Origin of the sequence: Vibrio sp. Vf1514, assembly GCF_052076135.1 — a bacterium.
Lineage (GTDB): Bacteria > Pseudomonadota > Gammaproteobacteria > Enterobacterales > Vibrionaceae > Vibrio > Vibrio furnissii.
The window spans coordinates 39,690-56,808 of the sequence record NZ_CP197267.1; the positions used below are offsets into that span (position 1 = coordinate 39,690).

Below are 17,119 nucleotides of genomic sequence, written 5' to 3' on the forward strand. Positions count from 1 at the left end.
AGTTAAACCTAATACAAAAAGGAACGACCCTACGCTGTAGGGCCGTGAAATTAATTCAGTTGAGTGCCAACCTCAAACCAGCTGGCTCTGGCGTTGAGAATATCCTGCACCGGCAGGGCTTTTTTGCCTGGGATTTGCAGGCTTTCCAGCACCAGAATGCCTTCGCCAGTCGCGACATAAATGCCGGTTTTATCCGCTTGGATGATGGTGCCCGGCGCGTGTGTGCTGTTGCCCGTTTCAACGCGGCTTTGCCACACTTTGATCTGATTCTCGGCCACTGAAAAATGGCTCATCGGCCATGGATTGAAGGCTCGTACGCAACGTTCAATTGCTTGCGCGCTCAGTGTCCAGTCGATCTTGGCTTCTTCTTTACTCAACTTCTGCGCGTAGTTCGCCAGCGCGTCGTCTTGTTTGACGGCAACCGCTGTGCCTTGCGCGATGTCGCTCAAGCAGTCAACCAAGGCTTGTGGACCCAATTCTGCCAGCTTGTCGTACATGGAACTGCTGGTGTCAGAGGCGTCAATCGGCAGCTTGGCAATCTTGAGCATATCGCCGGTATCGAGGCCTACATCCATCTGCATGATGGTCACGCCCGTTTCTGCATCCCCCGCCCAAATCGAGCGTTGGATCGGTGCGGCGCCGCGCCAGCGTGGCAGAATAGAACCGTGCACATTAATGCAACCCAATTTTGGGGTATCCAAGACGGCTTTAGGCAAGAGCAAGCCATACGCGACAACGACCATGATGTCGGCATTCAATGATGCCAGCGCTTGCTTGGCTTCATCCGATTTGAAATTTTCGGGTTGATAGACCGGAATGTTGTGCTCGAGCGCCAGGTGTTTGACCGGGCTGGCGGTGAGTTTTTTACCGCGGCCAGCTGGGCGATCAGGTTGAGTGTAAACCGCAATCACCTCGTGCTCCGAAGACAATAACGCCGCCAAGTGACGGGCGGCGAAATCCGGAGTACCTGCAAAGACAATACGTAATGATTGGCTCAAGGTAACCTCTCTATATGCTTATTGATTCTTATCGTTGAAGCGTTTGATTTTTTCCAGCTTCTCTTTGATGCGCTTGCGTTTGAGTGGCGATAGGTAGTCGACAAACAGTTTGCCTTCTAGGTGGTCCAGCTCGTGCTGAACACAAATCGCGAGCAAGTCGTCGGCGTCAAAGGTGTACTCTTCACCATCACGATTCAAGGCTTTGACGGTAACTTCAGCAGCGCGTGCAACCAGCGCACGGGCGCCAGGTACTGACAGGCAGCCTTCTTCAATGCCGTCTTCACCGCGTTTTTCCAGAATCACTGGGTTGATCAGCACCATCGGCTCATCACGGGTTTCTGAAATGTCGATCACGACGATGCGCTGGTGAACATCCACTTGAGTTGCAGCAAGGCCAATGCCTTCTTCGTCGTACATGGTTTCAATCATGTCGTCGACGATCTTCTGAATCTCTGGGGTGACTTTCTCAACCGGCTTAGCAACGGTGCGAAGACGATCATCAGGGAATGTTAATACTTGTAATACAGACATATACACTCGAAAAATTGAACTGTGCCGAAACAGCTTAACGCTTGTTGGCTCAATTCTAGACATTTTATGACCTAAATGACAGCATCCTGCGAGATTTCTCCGAATCCTTCTTAATTCTTTCGACCAGGGAAGCAAGGTCATGCGTAAACTGACACGCCGTTTCGCCTCTATTTTATCCCCCCGATTATGGCCCGTTTGGTTGGCTTCATTGAGCGTTTGGGCGCAGCCTGCCCCGCCATTGGCGTTGAAAAAAGATGCGCCGACAACCTACACCGTGGTTCAAGGGGACACCTTATGGGACATTTCGGCGTTGTATCTCGACAGCCCTTGGTTGTGGCCGCGTTTGTGGCAAATCAACCCCGAGATCCACAATCCGGATTTGATTTATCCCGGCGATAAACTGACCTTGATTTGGCGCGACGGCCAGCCACTGTTGAGTCTCAAACCGATGGTGACGTTGAGCCCCAAAGTGCGTGTGGTAGAAAAACAATCCCTGCCTGCGGTGGATGAAGGGCTCTTGTTGCCGTATTTGCAAAATGACCGCTTAGTGAACAGCGCAGCGCTGACCCAAAGCTTGCGCGTGATGGGGGCGGGCGATGGACGACAATACCTCACGGCATCTGAGGCCGTGTACATTCCTGGCCCACAAACGCATGCGCATTGGGGGATTTATCGACCGATGGCCGAGTTTGTTCGAGACGATCAGGCGATGACGGCGATGCGCTTAATTGCCACGGCAGAGCTGGGTGAAAGCGGCCAGAACACCAGCGCGTTGCGGGTGCGTCAATTACGACATGAAATTCGCGTCAATGACATCGTCTTGCCAGAAACGGGGTTGGAAAGCCTCAACCTCACCACCTCTTTTTTCCCGCAACCAGCGCCGACTCAGTTGCAAGCCCGTATTCTTGGCGCGCTTGAAGGCAGTCAGTATGCCGGGCAACATGATGTGGTGGTGATCGACAAAGGCACGAATGATGCGTTGGTGCAGGGCAGCATGTTTACGCTCTATCACGCAGGTGTCTCGGTGTACGCGGATGATGGTCAGTATCGCTACGAGGCCAAGCGCGGCGATGATGAGGTGGCATTGCCTGCTCACCCCATTGGCAGTTTGATGGTGATTCGTCCTTATGCTGCGTTTAGTCTGGCGTTGGTCACGGAAAGCCGTGAGCCGATCGATATTACCGTGTTGGCGGTGGCGCCTGAGGCGGCGGATTTGGACGTGGCGGCAAACGTGCCCCACGCTGAGCCGGCGAGTTAATGCTAGAACGTGATCTGGCGGCGTGGCTGGCATTTAGCTTTGCTCCCCAATTGGGAATGCATCGATTACAGCGTTTGGCCAGCCGCCATGCGTTACATGACCTCAAACAACAGCTGGGTCGAGAAGGCGAAGCGGCCGGGCTCAAAGCCCATCAGATTGACTACCTACAGCAGCAAGCGGATCGTGAAGTTGATGCTTGCCTGCTTTGGTGTCAGCAAGCGGAACATCGCCACATCGTGACCCCATTTCATGCCCATTATCCGGCGCGATTAAAAGAGATTGCCGCAGCGCCTCCGGTGCTGTTTGTGGCCGGTCGACTTGACACGCTGTGCGCGCCACAAATCGCGATTGTGGGCAGCCGCAATGCCAGTATCGACAGTCAACACATCGCTCATCAATTTGCTGCGCAACTGGTTGAACATGGTTTGGTGGTCACCAGTGGGTTGGCGCTGGGCATCGATGGTTATGCCCATGATGGCGCCCTGAAAGCGGGCGGCGAAACCATCGCGGTATTGGGTTCAGGGTTGGGATGTATTTATCCGGCGCGTCATCGCACGTTGGCGGAGCGGATTATGGCCAGTGGGGCGGTGGTGTCGGAGTTTCGCCCGGATGCCAAACCGCGGCCTGATCACTTTCCGCGTCGCAATCGTATTATTAGTGGCTTGTCGTTGGGTGTTCTGGTGGTGGAAGCGGCCGAGAAAAGTGGCTCGCTCATCACCGCGCGTTACGCTGTTGAACAGAGCCGAGAGGTGTTTGTGGTCCCGGGCTCGATTCGTCATCCCAATTGCCATGGCAGTAACCAGTTGATTCGGCAAGGCGCGTGTCTGGTTCAGCACATCGACCACATACTCGATGAGGTTGGCCCCATGATGGATTGGAGCCGAAATCAGTCACAACCTGAGCAGACAGAACTTTTTTCTTGCTCATATCACGAAGAAGAATTGCCATTTCCCGAGCTGTTAGCTAACGTAGGGGAAGAGGCTACACCAGTTGATATTCTTGCAAACAGGACCCATATACCTGTCCAGGATGTCATGATGCAGCTCCTGGAGCTTGAGCTTTCAGGGCATGTTGTTGCAGTTTCCGGTGGCTATATTCGTAAGGGGAGGGGCTAGCTATGATGATGGATATTCTGATGTATCTATTTGAAACTTACATCCATAGCGATGCAGAGTTACAAGTGGATCAAGATGAACTCGAAGATGAACTGCTTCGAGCGGGATTTCACCAAAAAGACATCTATAAAGCCCTTCACTGGTTAGAAGAGCTGGCTGCGTTGCAGCAGACTGATGCACATTCCGCGATCGCAACCAGCGCGGCGACCTCTGTGCGTATTTACACCGCACAAGAAATGGAGCGTTTGGATACCGAATCGCGTGGTTTTCTGATGTTCCTTGAGCAGATCAAAGTGCTGACGCCTGAAACGCGTGAGATGGTGATTGATCGTGTCATGGGCTTGGAAACCAATGAGTTTGAACTCGATGACCTGAAGTGGATCATTCTGATGGTGCTGTTTAACGTGCCGGGGAATGAAAATGCTTACACGCTAATGGAAGAGCTGCTGTACAGCAAAGAGCAAGGTATTGTGCATTAAGCAGATCGGCGCGTGAGTAGTCCCCATGAGCGGTAAAATTGATCACCAGTTATTTTCAGCACAGGCGCTGACGCAAGAACCGTGTCCAAAATGCGGCGCAGCGTTACAACTGCGTCACGGCAAACACGGTCCTTTTCTTGGGTGCAGCCAGTATCCCGGCTGCGACTTCATCAAACCCCTGCATCAAAACGATGGTCACATCATCAAAGAGCTGGGTGTGCCGTGCCCAGCATGTGGGCATGAGTTGGTGTTGCGTCAGGGACGTTACGGCATGTTTATTGGCTGCAGTCATTACCCAGCGTGTCACCACATCGAATCATTTGATACAGCGCCTCAGGCGCAGGCCGAGGAAACGCAAATCCCCTGTCCGGATTGTGGTAAAGGCCATTTGGTTGAACGCAAAAACCGCTTTGGGAAAGTGTTCTATGCCTGTGATGCGTTTCCCAAATGCAAGTTTGCACTCAATCAACCACCCATGGTGGGGCAATGCGAGGCGTGCGGTTATCCGTTGCTGATTGAAAAGAAACTCGCCAATGGCACCAAGTATCAGTGTGCCGATAAAAAATGCGGTCACACCCAAACGGAAATAAAAAACGGCGCTTAATTGCGCCGTTTTTGTCCGTATGAAATGCTGGGGTTAGTGCTTGATTTGCTGAGCGACGGCCTGCACCGCCGGAAAAGCTTTGGGATCGAGAACTGCTGCCAGTTGACATAGTTTACGCTGCAATTCGCCACTGTAATCTGCAGTGACGTTGATGTGGCCCATTTTGCGTCCGGGACGTTTGTCTTTGCCGTACCAGTGAATGTGGCAGCCTTCCATCGCCAGTAGCGCTTCGGGCAAGGTGTCTTCACCCAGGATGTTAATCATCGCTGTTTCGCGAACCAGTTTGGTACTCCCCAATGGTAGCCCACACACCGCACGCAGATGATTTTCAAACTGACAGGTTTCTGCGCCTTGCTGTGTCCAGTGGCCAGAGTTGTGCACGCGCGGGGCAATTTCATTGACCAGCAACGTCTCCTGGACGTCGAAAAACTCCAGCGCCAGCACGCCAACGTAATTCAGGCTTTCAGCCACGGCAGTAAACATCTGCTTCGCTTGCTCTTGTAATTCTGGCGCATCAATAGCGGTCGACAGGCTGAGGACGCCGTTCACGTGCACATTCTCGGCCAGTGGATAGACCGCAATCTCGCCATCTTTGCCACGCGCGCCGACCAGTGACACTTCGCGGTCAAAGGGCACGAATTCTTCCGCCACAATCGCCTGATGCTCAGACGCCGCCAGTGCTTGTGCCATGTCGGCCCATATTGCGTCGCTGTCTTGTGGAGTTTTGAGGCGCCATTGACCTTTGCCATCGTAACCACCCAAGGCGGTTTTCAGCACCATGGGAATGCCGACGTCATCAATCGCAGCATCAAATTCAGCGCGGTTGGTGATCACTGCGTATTTGGCGTTGCGTACGCCTGCGTTGTCCAGCAGCGCTTTTTCCAGACGGCGATCGCCACCGGCTTTAATCGCGTCGGTACTTGGCAGAAATTTTCCGCTGCGCTCACACACGGCCAATACATCGTGAGGAATGTGTTCAAATTCAGCGGTAATCACATCCGCACCGGCAATTGCCTGTTCCAAACCATGGCCCAGCACCGCCTGAGTCAGCGGATGCACCACGTTCTGGGTATTGACGTCAAAGGCGGAAATGTCAAGGTTGAGCGGTGCCCCGGCCAGAGACATCATGCGCGCGAGTTGACCGGAACCTAAGACTAATACGTGCATGGATTAGTCCTCGGCTGGGTTTGGGTGAGCCAGTACGGCTTCGGTTTGTGCGGCGCGGAACGCTTCCACTTTTGCCATCACGCTTTCATCGAATGCACCAATGATTTGCGCGGCCAGTAACCCTGCATTTGCGGCACCCGCTTCACCAATTGCCAGCGTGCCAACCGCGATGCCTTTGGGCATCTGCACGATAGAATAAAGGGAATCGAGTCCCGATAACGCACGCGACTGCACCGGAACGCCCAACACGGGGAGGCTGGTGAATGCAGCGGTCATGCCGGGAAGGTGCGCGGCACCGCCAGCGCCAGCGATGATCACTTTTAGTCCACGCTCTTTGGCACTGGTGGCGTAATCGGCCAGAAGTTGAGGGGTACGGTGCGCGGAAACCACTTTGGTTTCGTAAGCAACACCAAATTGATCCAGCATCTCTGCTGCAAGCTTCATGGTTGGCCAATCCGATTTTGAACCCATGATAATGCCGACGGTCATCTCAAACTCCTTCAAGCGTTATAAATTAAGTGAGCGTTTGTGCGCGCATTATACGGGGATTTTGCTTTCAAGCAAACGTTTGCGCGGTGATTGAAAGCGTGGCGGTATAATTTATCCCGAATTAGATTTAGCCGTTGCGCCGGATAATTTGTACACTAGGCCGCAAATAAGAAAGTCAGCTCAATTTAGGAAACTCTGGTGAATAATTTTGAACATACACTGCAAGCGTTGCAGTCCGGTGAAGTGATCGCTTATCCCACGGAAGGTGTGTTTGGTGTCGGGTGTGATCCGGACAATCCGCAGGCGATTGAAAAGTTGCTGCAACTCAAGCAGCGTCCGGTCGAGAAGGGCTTGATTCTGATCGCGGCCTCATACCAACAACTGCTGCCTTATGTTGATGAAAGCCAACTGACGCAAGAGCAGTTGGAGCGAGTGCAATCGACTTGGCCGGGCCCGGTGACTTGGATCATGCCAGCCAGCGAGCGTGTTTCGCATTGGGTGAGCGGCCAGTTTGATACCATCGCCGTGCGCGTGACCGATCATCCGTTGGTGCAGAAGCTGTGTTTGGCGTATGGCAAGCCACTGACGTCAACCAGCGCGAATCTGTCGGGCCTGCCGCCGTGCATGACCACGCAGGAAGTCGAACAGCAACTCGGTGATCAGCTGGTGGCGATTCTGCAAGGCGAAACGGGTGGTCGTAATAAGCCCAGTGAAATTCGCGATGCCAAAACGCTCCAGGTTTTGAGACAAGGCTAAGTCAACAAAGGAAGTAACGATGCCAACCATCAATAAAGAAGCCGTCAAACAATTTCTGTTGTCGCTACAAGACAGCATTTGCCAGCAGTTGGAAGCCGTCGATGGCGGTGCCACATTTGAAGAAGATGCTTGGCATCGTGAACCTGGCGAAAAGCTCGGCGGCGGTGGTCGCACGCGCGTGATGCGCAACGGCCATGTGTTTGAACAGGGTGGGGTGAATTTCTCCCATGTGGCAGGTCAGCAGATGCCCGCATCGGCAACTGCGCACCGCCCGGAACTGGCCGGGCGCCGCTTTGAAGCCATGGGCGTGTCATTGGTGATGCATCCCAATAACCCGTACGTACCGACTTCGCACGCGAACGTGCGCTTTTTCATTGCGGAAAAAGAGGGTGAGGCGCCGATTTGGTGGTTTGGCGGCGGATTTGATCTCACGCCTTTCTATCCGTTTGAGCAAGACTGTCATGAGTGGCACCGTGTGGCAAAAGCGCTGTGCGCGCCGTTTGGTGATGAAGTCTACGCTGAGCATAAAGCGTGGTGCGATCGTTACTTCTACCTGCCGCATCGTGAGGAAACTCGCGGTATCGGTGGGTTGTTCTTTGACGATCTCAATCAGTGGAGCTTTGAGCAGTGCTTTGACTATATAAAGGCGGTCGGCAAAGGGTACACGCAGGCGTATCTGCCGATTGTTGAGCGCCGCAAAGTGACCCCGTATGGTGAACGCGAACGCGAGTTCCAGCTTTACCGCCGTGGCCGTTATGTCGAATTTAACTTGGTCTTTGACCGTGGCACGCTGTTTGGCCTGCAATCGGGTGGTCGCACCGAGTCGATTCTAATGTCGATGCCGCCGTTGGCGCGCTGGGAATACCGTTATCAGCCACAGGCGGGGAGCGCCGAAGCGGAATTACAGCAATTTTTAGTACCGCGCGAGTGGTGACAGCGCCAGTAGTGAGTGATAGGGTCGCATACAGCGACCCTCTTTTATTTCAGGCAGGAACATGGATTTTCAACACGATCAGTATGCGGTGTTCGGCAACCCGATCGGCCACAGTAAATCACCTTTCATTCATACCCTATTTGCCCGTCAAACCAATCAGGCCATGACCTACACCGCGCAACTCGCGCCCGTGGATGGTTTTGTGCAAGCCGCGACAGATTTCTTTGCCCACGGCGGTAAAGGGTGCAACATCACCGTTCCGTTTAAAGAAGCGGCGTTCACGTTTGCCTCGCGGCTGACGGAACGGGCGCAACTGGCTGGCGCGGTTAACACGCTCAAAAAACTCGATGATGGCGGCATTCTGGGGGACAACACGGATGGTGAAGGTCTGGTGCAGGATCTGATGCTGCATCAGGTGCCGTTGCAGGACGCGCGAATTCTGTTGATTGGGTCCGGCGGCGCGGCGCGTGGCGTGCTTAAGCCTTTATTAGATAAACAGCCCGCCAGCGTGACCATTACGAACCGCACCTTTGTCAAAGCGCAGCAGTTAGCGGAGAGCTTTGCGCCGTACGGTAAGGTGAACGCTGTGGAAATGGCGCAGTTGAATTCTGGTTTTGATGTGATCATCAACTCGACGTCGGCCAGTCTGGATGGTGCCCTTCCAAACATTTCCGTCGCGATTTTCAAGCCGACCAGTGTGGCGTACGACATGATGTATGGCAAAGGTCACACCATTTTCAACCAATGGGCATTAGACAGTGGTTGCGCTGAAGCGTATGACGGTTTGGGGATGCTGGTGGGGCAGGCGGCAGAAAGCTTTATGTTGTGGCGCGGTTTGCGTCCGGGGACGAAACAGATTCTGCGTGAACTGCGCAAAAATTTAGAAGGTTAATCATGAACCAATCGATCTTATTTCCGGATATACAAACTTGGAATGAGGAGCTGCAAGCCGTGGTGTTTCCGGCGCAACAAGCTGGTGCGTTGATTGAGTGTGTGGTGACGCTTGCCGAACTCAGCCGTCTGGCGGCACAGCCGATTGATGGTGAGCAACAGGCTTTAGCCATTTTTCAGACACTGCGTTTTGATTTGGAAGAGATAGCGGAAGCGCTGATTGAAGAAGAAGACTACAACCAGCGCGGACAAATCGACGTGATTAGCTAATATTCTCAACGGGCATTAGGTAGTCATTTTTACCGTTGACGTAGTTCTCAGCAGACTTCACTAGAAAAGCTCTCTCTTTCTCATTGAGGGGGCGAGCCTGTTTCACCGGACTACCTATATAGAGATAACCACTTTCTAAACGTTTTCCCGGCGGAACTAAACTGCCGGCACCAATCATCACATCGCTCTCGATGACGACGCCATCCAGCACAATGGTGCCCATGCCCACCAATACACGGTCGTGAATTGTGCAGCCATGCAGCATGACCTTATGCCCGATGGTCACATCTTCACCGATAATCAACGGATAGCCGTCGGGATTCTCGTGATTCTTATGCGTCACATGCAACACACTTCCGTCTTGAATATTGGTGCGCGCGCCGATCTCGATGTAATTCACATCGCCGCGCGCCGCGACCAATGGCCAAACACTGGCGTCATCGCCAAGCTGAATGTCGCCGACCAGAACTGAACTTTCATCGATATAGACACGTTCACCAATCTGCGGAGTGATACCTTTATAACTACGAATTGCGCTCATGACGCCTCCTTATTTGGGCTGTTCAGGGCAGTGTAAAAGAGAAATAGTAGTCGAAATAACCTGTGACGAATAAAAAACAGTCAAACAATTAAAAAATCAAAAAAAACGTGAAAAAGCGCTTGCCAATGTGAACTCGATCTCTATAATGCCCCCTCGCTGACACGGCAAAGCTTCGAAAGAAACGAAAGCAGTGGTTCAGCAAGGTCATTTTCAGAGCTGAAAAGCTCGCGAAAATAAACTGAAAAAAGTGTTTGACACGACAGTTTATCTCGCTAAAATGGCCGCCTCTTCCACGGTGACTCAGTCGCTGAAGCAGGAAGAAAGCTCTTTAACAATATAAACCTATCAATCTGTGTGGGCACTCGTTGATGATAATCAAAGATGATTCTAAAGAATCAACTTAGGTATCAATGAACTGAGTGACCAAGCGATACTTCGGTATCGGCACAGTCAATTCATTATCGTTCTGTTGGAACGATAATAGCTTTGAATTACTAAGGTAATTTGAAGTCAGTATTCATTGAGCCACAAAATCTTAAATTGAAGAGTTTGATCATGGCTCAGATTGAACGCTGGCGGCAGGCCTAACACATGCAAGTCGAGCGGCAGCGACAACATTGAACCTTCGGGGGATTTGTTGGGCGGCGAGCGGCGGACGGGTGAGTAATGCCTGGGAAATTGCCCTGATGTGGGGGATAACCATTGGAAACGATGGCTAATACCGCATGATAGCTTCGGCTCAAAGAGGGGGACCTTCGGGCCTCTCGCGTCAGGATATGCCCAGGTGGGATTAGCTAGTTGGTGAGGTAAGGGCTCACCAAGGCGACGATCCCTAGCTGGTCTGAGAGGATGATCAGCCACACTGGAACTGAGACACGGTCCAGACTCCTACGGGAGGCAGCAGTGGGGAATATTGCACAATGGGCGCAAGCCTGATGCAGCCATGCCGCGTGTATGAAGAAGGCCTTCGGGTTGTAAAGTACTTTCAGCAGTGAGGAAGGGGGTGTCGTTAATAGCGGCACTCTTTGACGTTAGCTGCAGAAGAAGCACCGGCTAACTCCGTGCCAGCAGCCGCGGTAATACGGAGGGTGCGAGCGTTAATCGGAATTACTGGGCGTAAAGCGCATGCAGGTGGTTTGTTAAGTCAGATGTGAAAGCCCGGGGCTCAACCTCGGAATTGCATTTGAAACTGGCAGGCTAGAGTACTGTAGAGGGGGGTAGAATTTCAGGTGTAGCGGTGAAATGCGTAGAGATCTGAAGGAATACCGGTGGCGAAGGCGGCCCCCTGGACAGATACTGACACTCAGATGCGAAAGCGTGGGGAGCAAACAGGATTAGATACCCTGGTAGTCCACGCCGTAAACGATGTCTACTTGGAGGTTGTGGCCTTGAGCCGTGGCTTTCGGAGCTAACGCGTTAAGTAGACCGCCTGGGGAGTACGGTCGCAAGATTAAAACTCAAATGAATTGACGGGGGCCCGCACAAGCGGTGGAGCATGTGGTTTAATTCGATGCAACGCGAAGAACCTTACCTACTCTTGACATCCAGAGAACTTAGCAGAGATGCTTTGGTGCCTTCGGGAACTCTGAGACAGGTGCTGCATGGCTGTCGTCAGCTCGTGTTGTGAAATGTTGGGTTAAGTCCCGCAACGAGCGCAACCCTTATCCTTGTTTGCCAGCGAGTAATGTCGGGAACTCCAGGGAGACTGCCGGTGATAAACCGGAGGAAGGTGGGGACGACGTCAAGTCATCATGGCCCTTACGAGTAGGGCTACACACGTGCTACAATGGCGCATACAGAGGGCAGCCAACTTGCGAAAGTGAGCGAATCCCAAAAAGTGCGTCGTAGTCCGGATTGGAGTCTGCAACTCGACTCCATGAAGTCGGAATCGCTAGTAATCGTGGATCAGAATGCCACGGTGAATACGTTCCCGGGCCTTGTACACACCGCCCGTCACACCATGGGAGTGGGCTGCAAAAGAAGCAGGTAGTTTAACCTTCGGGAGGACGCTTGCCACTTTGTGGTTCATGACTGGGGTGAAGTCGTAACAAGGTAGCGCTAGGGGAACCTGGCGCTGGATCACCTCCTTATACGAATGATTATTGCGATGAGTGTTCACACAGATTGATACGGTTTAGATGTGAAGAGTATCTTAGTGTCCCGTTCGTCTAGAGGCCTAGGACACCGCCCTTTCACGGCGGTAACAGGGGTTCGACTCCCCTACGGGATACCACGGGTCGTTAGCTCAGTTGGTAGAGCAGTTGACTTTTAATCAATTGGTCGCAGGTTCGAATCCTGCACGACCCACCATTTCCTGCCACAGGAAATCAAATAATGTGGGCGATTAGCTCAGTTGGGAGAGCACCTGCCTTACAAGCAGGGGGTCACTGGTTCGAACCCGGTATCGCCCACCACTCTCTAAGTATTTTTGGATAGGATAGCCAAACCACTTCAGTAAAACGGGTGTGGTTCGGATTTCTGACGCTGAGGATCCTTAGAAAGTGTTATTTTCGATAGAAAGTGGCATTGCTCTTTAACAATTTGGAAAGCTGACAAAACAACAATTTATTGTTGTTTGTAAAGTTCTCAATGTATTCCTTAACGGAATACACCAACAAACACATTCAAGTGTGCTTGGTATCGAAGCTTACTGATTCAGTAAGTCTTCAAATTGAGTCCGGCAAAATCAGTCACACACTCATGTAAATTAAATGTGTGACACCTAGGTTGTTTAACAACAACCCGAAACTCCTTCGGGTTGTATGGTTAAGTGACTAAGCGTACACGGTGGATGCCTTGGCAGTCAGAGGCGATGAAGGACGTAGTAACTTGCGATAAGCTCAGATTAGGCAGTAACAGCCACTTGAGTCTGAGATTTCCGAATGGGGAAACCCAACTGCATAAGCAGTTACTGTTAACTGAATACATAGGTTAACAGGGCGAACCGGGGGAACTGAAACATCTAAGTACCCCGAGGAGAAGAAATCAACCGAGATTCCGATAGTAGCGGCGAGCGAAATTGGATTAGCCCTTAAGCTTTACATGCGTCAGGTGAAGGTTCTGGAAAGGACCGCGAAACAGGGTGATAGCCCCGTAGCCGACAGCGCATGTTCAGTGAAATCGAGTAGGGCGGGACACGTGTTATCCTGTCTGAATATGGGGGGACCATCCTCCAAGGCTAAATACTCCTGACTGACCGATAGTGAACCAGTACCGTGAGGGAAAGGCGAAAAGAACCCCTGTGAGGGGAGTGAAATAGAACCTGAAACCGTGTACGTACAAGCAGTAGGAGCCTCCTTTGTGGGGTGACTGCGTACCTTTTGTATAATGGGTCAGCGACTTATATTCAGTGGCAAGGTTAACCATATAGGGGAGCCGTAGGGAAACCGAGTCTTAACTGGGCGTTCAGTCTCTGGATATAGACCCGAAACCGGGTGATCTAGCCATGGGCAGGTTGAAGGTTGAGTAACATCAACTGGAGGACCGAACCGACTAATGTTGAAAAATTAGCGGATGACTTGTGGCTAGGGGTGAAAGGCCAATCAAACTCGGAGATAGCTGGTTCTCCCCGAAAGCTATTTAGGTAGCGCCTCGGACGAATACTACTGGGGGTAGAGCACTGTTAAGGCTAGGGGGTCATCCCGACTTACCAACCCTTTGCAAACTCCGAATACCAGTAAGTAATATCCGGGAGACACACGGCGGGTGCTAACGTCCGTCGTGGAGAGGGAAACAACCCAGACCGCCAGCTAAGGTCCCAAATTACAGCTAAGTGGGAAACGATGTGGGAAGGCTCAGACAGCTAGGATGTTGGCTTAGAAGCAGCCATCATTTAAAGAAAGCGTAATAGCTCACTAGTCGAGTCGGCCTGCGCGGAAGATGTAACGGGGCTAAGCTGTAAACCGAAGCTGCGGCAATGCGATTTATCGTATTGGGTAGGGGAGCGTTCTGTAAGCCGTTGAAGGTGTGTTGTAAAGCATGCTGGAGGTATCAGAAGTGCGAATGCTGACATGAGTAACGACAAGGGGGGTGAAAAACCTCCCCGCCGGAAGACCAAGGGTTCCTGTCCAACGTTAATCGGGGCAGGGTAAGTCGACCCCTAAGGCGAGGCTGAAAAGCGTAGTCGATGGGAAACGGGTTAATATTCCCGTACTTCTTACAATTGCGATGGGGGGACGGAGAAGGCTAGGTGGGCCTGGCGACGGTTGTCCAGGTTCAAGTGCGTAGGCTTGAGAGTTAGGTAAATCCGGCTCTCTTTAAGGCTGAGACACGACGTCGAGCACCTACGGGTGTGAAGTCATTGATGCCATGCTTCCAGGAAAAGCCTCTAAGCTTCAGATTGTAAGGAATCGTACCCCAAACCGACACAGGTGGTCGGGTAGAGAATACCAAGGCGCTTGAGAGAACTCGGGTGAAGGAACTAGGCAAAATGGTACCGTAACTTCGGGAGAAGGTACGCTCTTGATGGTGAAGTCCCTCGCGGATGGAGCTGATGAGAGTCGCAGATACCAGGTGGCTGCAACTGTTTATTAAAAACACAGCACTGTGCAAAATCGTAAGATGACGTATACGGTGTGACGCCTGCCCGGTGCCGGAAGGTTAATTGATGGGGTTAGACTTCGGTCGAAGCTCTTGATCGAAGCCCCGGTAAACGGCGGCCGTAACTATAACGGTCCTAAGGTAGCGAAATTCCTTGTCGGGTAAGTTCCGACCTGCACGAATGGCGTAATGATGGCCACGCTGTCTCCACCCGAGACTCAGTGAAATTGAAATCGCTGTGAAGATGCAGTGTACCCGCGGCTAGACGGAAAGACCCCGTGAACCTTTACTACAGCTTGGCACTGAACATTGAACCTACATGTGTAGGATAGGTGGGAGGCTTTGAAGACGTGACGCCAGTTGCGTTGGAGCCGACCTTGAAATACCACCCTTGTATGTTTGATGTTCTAACTTAGACCCGTTATCCGGGTTGAGGACAGTGCCTGGTGGGTAGTTTGACTGGGGCGGTCTCCTCCCAAAGAGTAACGGAGGAGCACGAAGGTGGGCTAATCACGGTTGGACATCGTGAGGTTAGTGCAATGGCATAAGCCCGCTTAACTGCGAGAATGACGGTTCGAGCAGGTGCGAAAGCAGGTCATAGTGATCCGGTGGTTCTGAATGGAAGGGCCATCGCTCAACGGATAAAAGGTACTCCGGGGATAACAGGCTGATACCGCCCAAGAGTTCATATCGACGGCGGTGTTTGGCACCTCGATGTCGGCTCATCACATCCTGGGGCTGAAGTCGGTCCCAAGGGTATGGCTGTTCGCCATTTAAAGTGGTACGCGAGCTGGGTTTAGAACGTCGTGAGACAGTTCGGTCCCTATCTGCCGTGGGCGTTGGAAGATTGAAGGGGGCTGCTCCTAGTACGAGAGGACCGGAGTGGACGAACCTCTGGTGTTCGGGTTGTGTCGCCAGACGCATTGCCCGGTAGCTAAGTTCGGAATCGATAACCGCTGAAAGCATCTAAGCGGGAAGCGAGCCCTGAGATGAGTCTTCCCTGACGGTTTAACCGTCCTAAAGGGTTGTTCGAGACTAGAACGTTGATAGGCAGGGTGTGTAAGCGTTGTGAGGCGTTGAGCTAACCTGTACTAATTGCCCGTGAGGCTTAACCATACAACACCCAAGGGGTTTTGTAGTGGACTCAAAGCTAAGCGCATAAGAATGTGTTGAGAGAATAGAAAACAGCTTTCCGAATTTTAAGAATTTGCTTGGCGACCATAGCGTTTTGGACCCACCTGATTCCATTCCGAACTCAGAAGTGAAACGAAACAGCGTCGATGGTAGTGTGGGGTCTCCCCATGTGAGAGTAGAACATCGCCAGGCTTTAATATCGTTTTCAGATATTCATTTTAAGGAATAATTTGAAAACACAGCTAAAGATCCAGCATCATCTGTATAAGACTCGATTTTTAGTGACAATTTGTGGAGAGATGGCTGAGTGGTTGAAAGCACCGGTCTTGAAAACCGGCGATGGTTAATAGCTATCCTAGGGTTCAAATCCCTATCTCTCCGCCACTATTCAAAAAGCCCGCTGAGCAATCAGCGGGCTTTTTGTCATTTGTCATGGTGAAAATGAATCGTAAAAAAAGCCGCAGTGATTGCGGCTAGCATATTCAGTCAACAATACTGCGTTTGGATGACACCACTCGCCACAACGCTCGAACCAACGGATCATCGAGCTGTGAGCGCTTACAGCACACCCCAAGCTTGAATGGTTTGATCGGTGAGAAGGCGAGTCGCTGTACTTTCTCTCGCACAGGGCTGTTGTTGATCACCACGTCCGGCGCAATTCCGACACCACACCCCAAAGCCACCATGCTCACGATCGCCTCATGTCCGGCAATCTGTGCGTAAATGTTGGGCTTAATCTTCATCTTCTTAAACCAAGCATTCGCTCGATCCCGTGCGGTTCCGACTTCTGGCACAATGAAAGGTACTTGTGTCCAGTCAGGGTGCTCTTTTTGTACTTCTTCGACAAAGCTGCTGATGCCAATCGGCGCGATCACCGACAGTGGGATTTCGCTGATGGTTTCAAACTCAACCCGGGATGGCAGACTTTCTGGCATGGCGGAGATGGCGATATCTGCTTCATCATTGAGGATTTTATCGATCGCTTGTGCTGGATCGCCTGTCAGCAGTTTGAATTCGATGTAGGGATGCTTTAAACGAAAAGCATTCAGTAGTTCAGGCAGATGACTGTAGCTAGCGGTCACGGAGCAAAAAAGGCGAATCTCACCTTTTAATTTGGCTTCTTGATCATTGAGTTCGAATTGAAACTGACGCCATTCATTGATCATGCGCATCGCGACAGGCAGCAGTTTGCTCCCTGCTGGCGTGAGCTCAACGCTTCGGTTGTCGCGGACAAACAGAGCATGACCAATCTCTTCTTCCAGTTTCTGGACCTGACGGCTGAGCGCTGATGGACTGACGTGCATCGCGGTCGCGGTTTTACTGAAATTCATGCTGTCACACAGATGCAAAAACAGCTGTAAAGTTTTAATGTTCATGGGAACTCGCACGTTGCATTAATTGCAATAACTAATT

Annotated in this window: 14 protein-coding genes, 4 tRNA genes and 3 rRNA genes; 15 read left to right on the top strand and 6 right to left on the bottom strand. The window is 51.9% G+C overall.

Going from position 1 to position 17,119, the window contains the following annotated elements; all coding sequences use genetic code 11:
* Positions 1-50: 50 nt before the first annotated feature.
* Complete coding sequence (fmt, locus tag ACS18Q_RS00185) at positions 51-998, bottom strand: methionyl-tRNA formyltransferase (RefSeq protein WP_055466797.1); 948 nt, start codon at positions 996-998, stop codon at positions 51-53.
* Positions 999-1,016: 18 nt separating this feature from the next.
* Positions 1,017-1,529, bottom strand: a complete 513-nt coding sequence (def, locus tag ACS18Q_RS00190; RefSeq protein ID WP_004728778.1) for a peptide deformylase — start codon at positions 1,527-1,529, stop codon at positions 1,017-1,019.
* Positions 1,530-1,668: 139 nt separating this feature from the next.
* Here def and ACS18Q_RS00195 point away from each other — a divergent pair, with 139 nt between their 5' ends.
* Genes ACS18Q_RS00195 through ACS18Q_RS00210 form a run of 4 tightly spaced genes read left to right on the top strand, consistent with a single transcriptional unit; the run spans position 1,669 to position 4,985 of the window.
* Positions 1,669-2,787: a LysM peptidoglycan-binding domain-containing protein gene (locus ACS18Q_RS00195; RefSeq protein ID WP_441257227.1), complete on the top strand. Its 1,119-nt coding sequence runs from the start codon at positions 1,669-1,671 to the stop codon at positions 2,785-2,787.
* A complete protein-coding gene (gene dprA, locus ACS18Q_RS00200) occupies positions 2,787-3,902 on the top strand; it encodes a DNA-processing protein DprA (protein WP_143680919.1) in 1,116 nt (371 codons plus the stop codon). The genes ACS18Q_RS00195 and dprA overlap by 1 nt, the downstream gene beginning before the upstream one ends.
* A gap of 2 nt (positions 3,903-3,904) precedes the next feature.
* On the top strand, positions 3,905-4,381 hold the full coding sequence (locus tag ACS18Q_RS00205) for a DUF494 family protein (RefSeq protein ID WP_004728783.1): 477 nt from the start codon (positions 3,905-3,907) through the stop codon (positions 4,379-4,381).
* A 25-nt stretch (positions 4,382-4,406) separates the two neighbouring features.
* On the top strand, positions 4,407-4,985 hold the full coding sequence (locus tag ACS18Q_RS00210) for a DNA topoisomerase family protein (RefSeq protein WP_004728785.1): 579 nt from the start codon (positions 4,407-4,409) through the stop codon (positions 4,983-4,985).
* A 33-nt stretch (positions 4,986-5,018) separates the two neighbouring features.
* Here ACS18Q_RS00210 and ACS18Q_RS00215 read toward each other — a convergent pair whose 3' ends face one another.
* Together ACS18Q_RS00215 and purE are read right to left on the bottom strand one after the other, a co-directional pair.
* A complete protein-coding gene (locus tag ACS18Q_RS00215; protein WP_441257228.1) occupies positions 5,019-6,152 on the bottom strand; it encodes a 5-(carboxyamino)imidazole ribonucleotide synthase in 1,134 nt (377 codons plus the stop codon).
* 3 nt (positions 6,153-6,155) lie between these two features.
* Positions 6,156-6,641, bottom strand: coding sequence for a 5-(carboxyamino)imidazole ribonucleotide mutase (gene purE, locus ACS18Q_RS00220; protein ID WP_004728789.1), 486 nt, complete (start codon positions 6,639-6,641; stop codon positions 6,156-6,158).
* A 198-nt stretch (positions 6,642-6,839) separates the two neighbouring features.
* Between purE and ACS18Q_RS00225 the strand changes: the two genes are divergently transcribed.
* From ACS18Q_RS00225 to ACS18Q_RS00240, 4 genes are all read left to right on the top strand, one after another.
* Entirely contained in the window at positions 6,840-7,397 is a 558-nt protein-coding gene (locus ACS18Q_RS00225; protein ID WP_004728791.1) for an L-threonylcarbamoyladenylate synthase, read from the top strand.
* 19 nt (positions 7,398-7,416) lie between these two features.
* Complete coding sequence (gene hemF / locus ACS18Q_RS00230) at positions 7,417-8,331, top strand: oxygen-dependent coproporphyrinogen oxidase (RefSeq protein WP_441257229.1); 915 nt, start codon at positions 7,417-7,419, stop codon at positions 8,329-8,331.
* A 61-nt stretch (positions 8,332-8,392) separates the two neighbouring features.
* The gene (aroE, locus tag ACS18Q_RS00235; protein WP_441257230.1) at positions 8,393-9,223 is read left to right on the top strand and encodes a shikimate dehydrogenase; all 831 of its coding nucleotides are present in this window, start codon (positions 8,393-8,395) and stop codon (positions 9,221-9,223) included.
* Positions 9,224-9,225: 2 nt separating this feature from the next.
* Positions 9,226-9,492, top strand: coding sequence for a DUF1488 domain-containing protein (locus ACS18Q_RS00240; protein ID WP_232658313.1), 267 nt, complete (start codon positions 9,226-9,228; stop codon positions 9,490-9,492).
* Here the strand turns inward: ACS18Q_RS00240 and ACS18Q_RS00245 are convergent.
* Positions 9,485-10,033, bottom strand: coding sequence for a gamma carbonic anhydrase family protein (locus ACS18Q_RS00245; RefSeq protein WP_004728799.1), 549 nt, complete (start codon positions 10,031-10,033; stop codon positions 9,485-9,487). The two genes, ACS18Q_RS00240 and ACS18Q_RS00245, sit on opposite strands and share 8 nt — an antisense overlap.
* A gap of 537 nt (positions 10,034-10,570) precedes the next feature.
* Between ACS18Q_RS00245 and ACS18Q_RS00250 the strand changes: the two genes are divergently transcribed.
* From ACS18Q_RS00250 to ACS18Q_RS00280, 7 genes are all read left to right on the top strand, one after another.
* Positions 10,571-12,123 (top strand): 16S ribosomal RNA (locus ACS18Q_RS00250).
* A gap of 67 nt (positions 12,124-12,190) precedes the next feature.
* Positions 12,191-12,266 (top strand) — tRNA-Glu (locus ACS18Q_RS00255).
* A 1-nt stretch (position 12,267) separates the two neighbouring features.
* Positions 12,268-12,343: transfer RNA gene (locus tag ACS18Q_RS00260), tRNA-Lys, on the top strand.
* 28 nt (positions 12,344-12,371) lie between these two features.
* Positions 12,372-12,447, top strand: a tRNA-Val gene (locus ACS18Q_RS00265).
* A gap of 350 nt (positions 12,448-12,797) precedes the next feature.
* Positions 12,798-15,688, top strand: a 23S ribosomal RNA gene (locus ACS18Q_RS00270).
* 94 nt (positions 15,689-15,782) lie between these two features.
* Positions 15,783-15,898, top strand: a 5S ribosomal RNA gene (rrf, locus tag ACS18Q_RS00275).
* Together the 16S, 23S and 5S rRNA genes with 4 tRNA genes alongside form the textbook arrangement of a ribosomal RNA operon.
* Before the next feature lie 101 nt (positions 15,899-15,999).
* Positions 16,000-16,090: transfer RNA gene (locus ACS18Q_RS00280), tRNA-Ser, on the top strand.
* A gap of 98 nt (positions 16,091-16,188) precedes the next feature.
* Here ACS18Q_RS00280 and ilvY read toward each other — a convergent pair.
* Positions 16,189-17,082 (bottom strand): HTH-type transcriptional activator IlvY, encoded by an 894-nt coding sequence (gene ilvY / locus ACS18Q_RS00285; RefSeq protein WP_004728351.1) that lies wholly within the window; start codon positions 17,080-17,082, stop codon positions 16,189-16,191.
* Between the last annotated feature and the right edge of the window lie 37 nt (positions 17,083-17,119).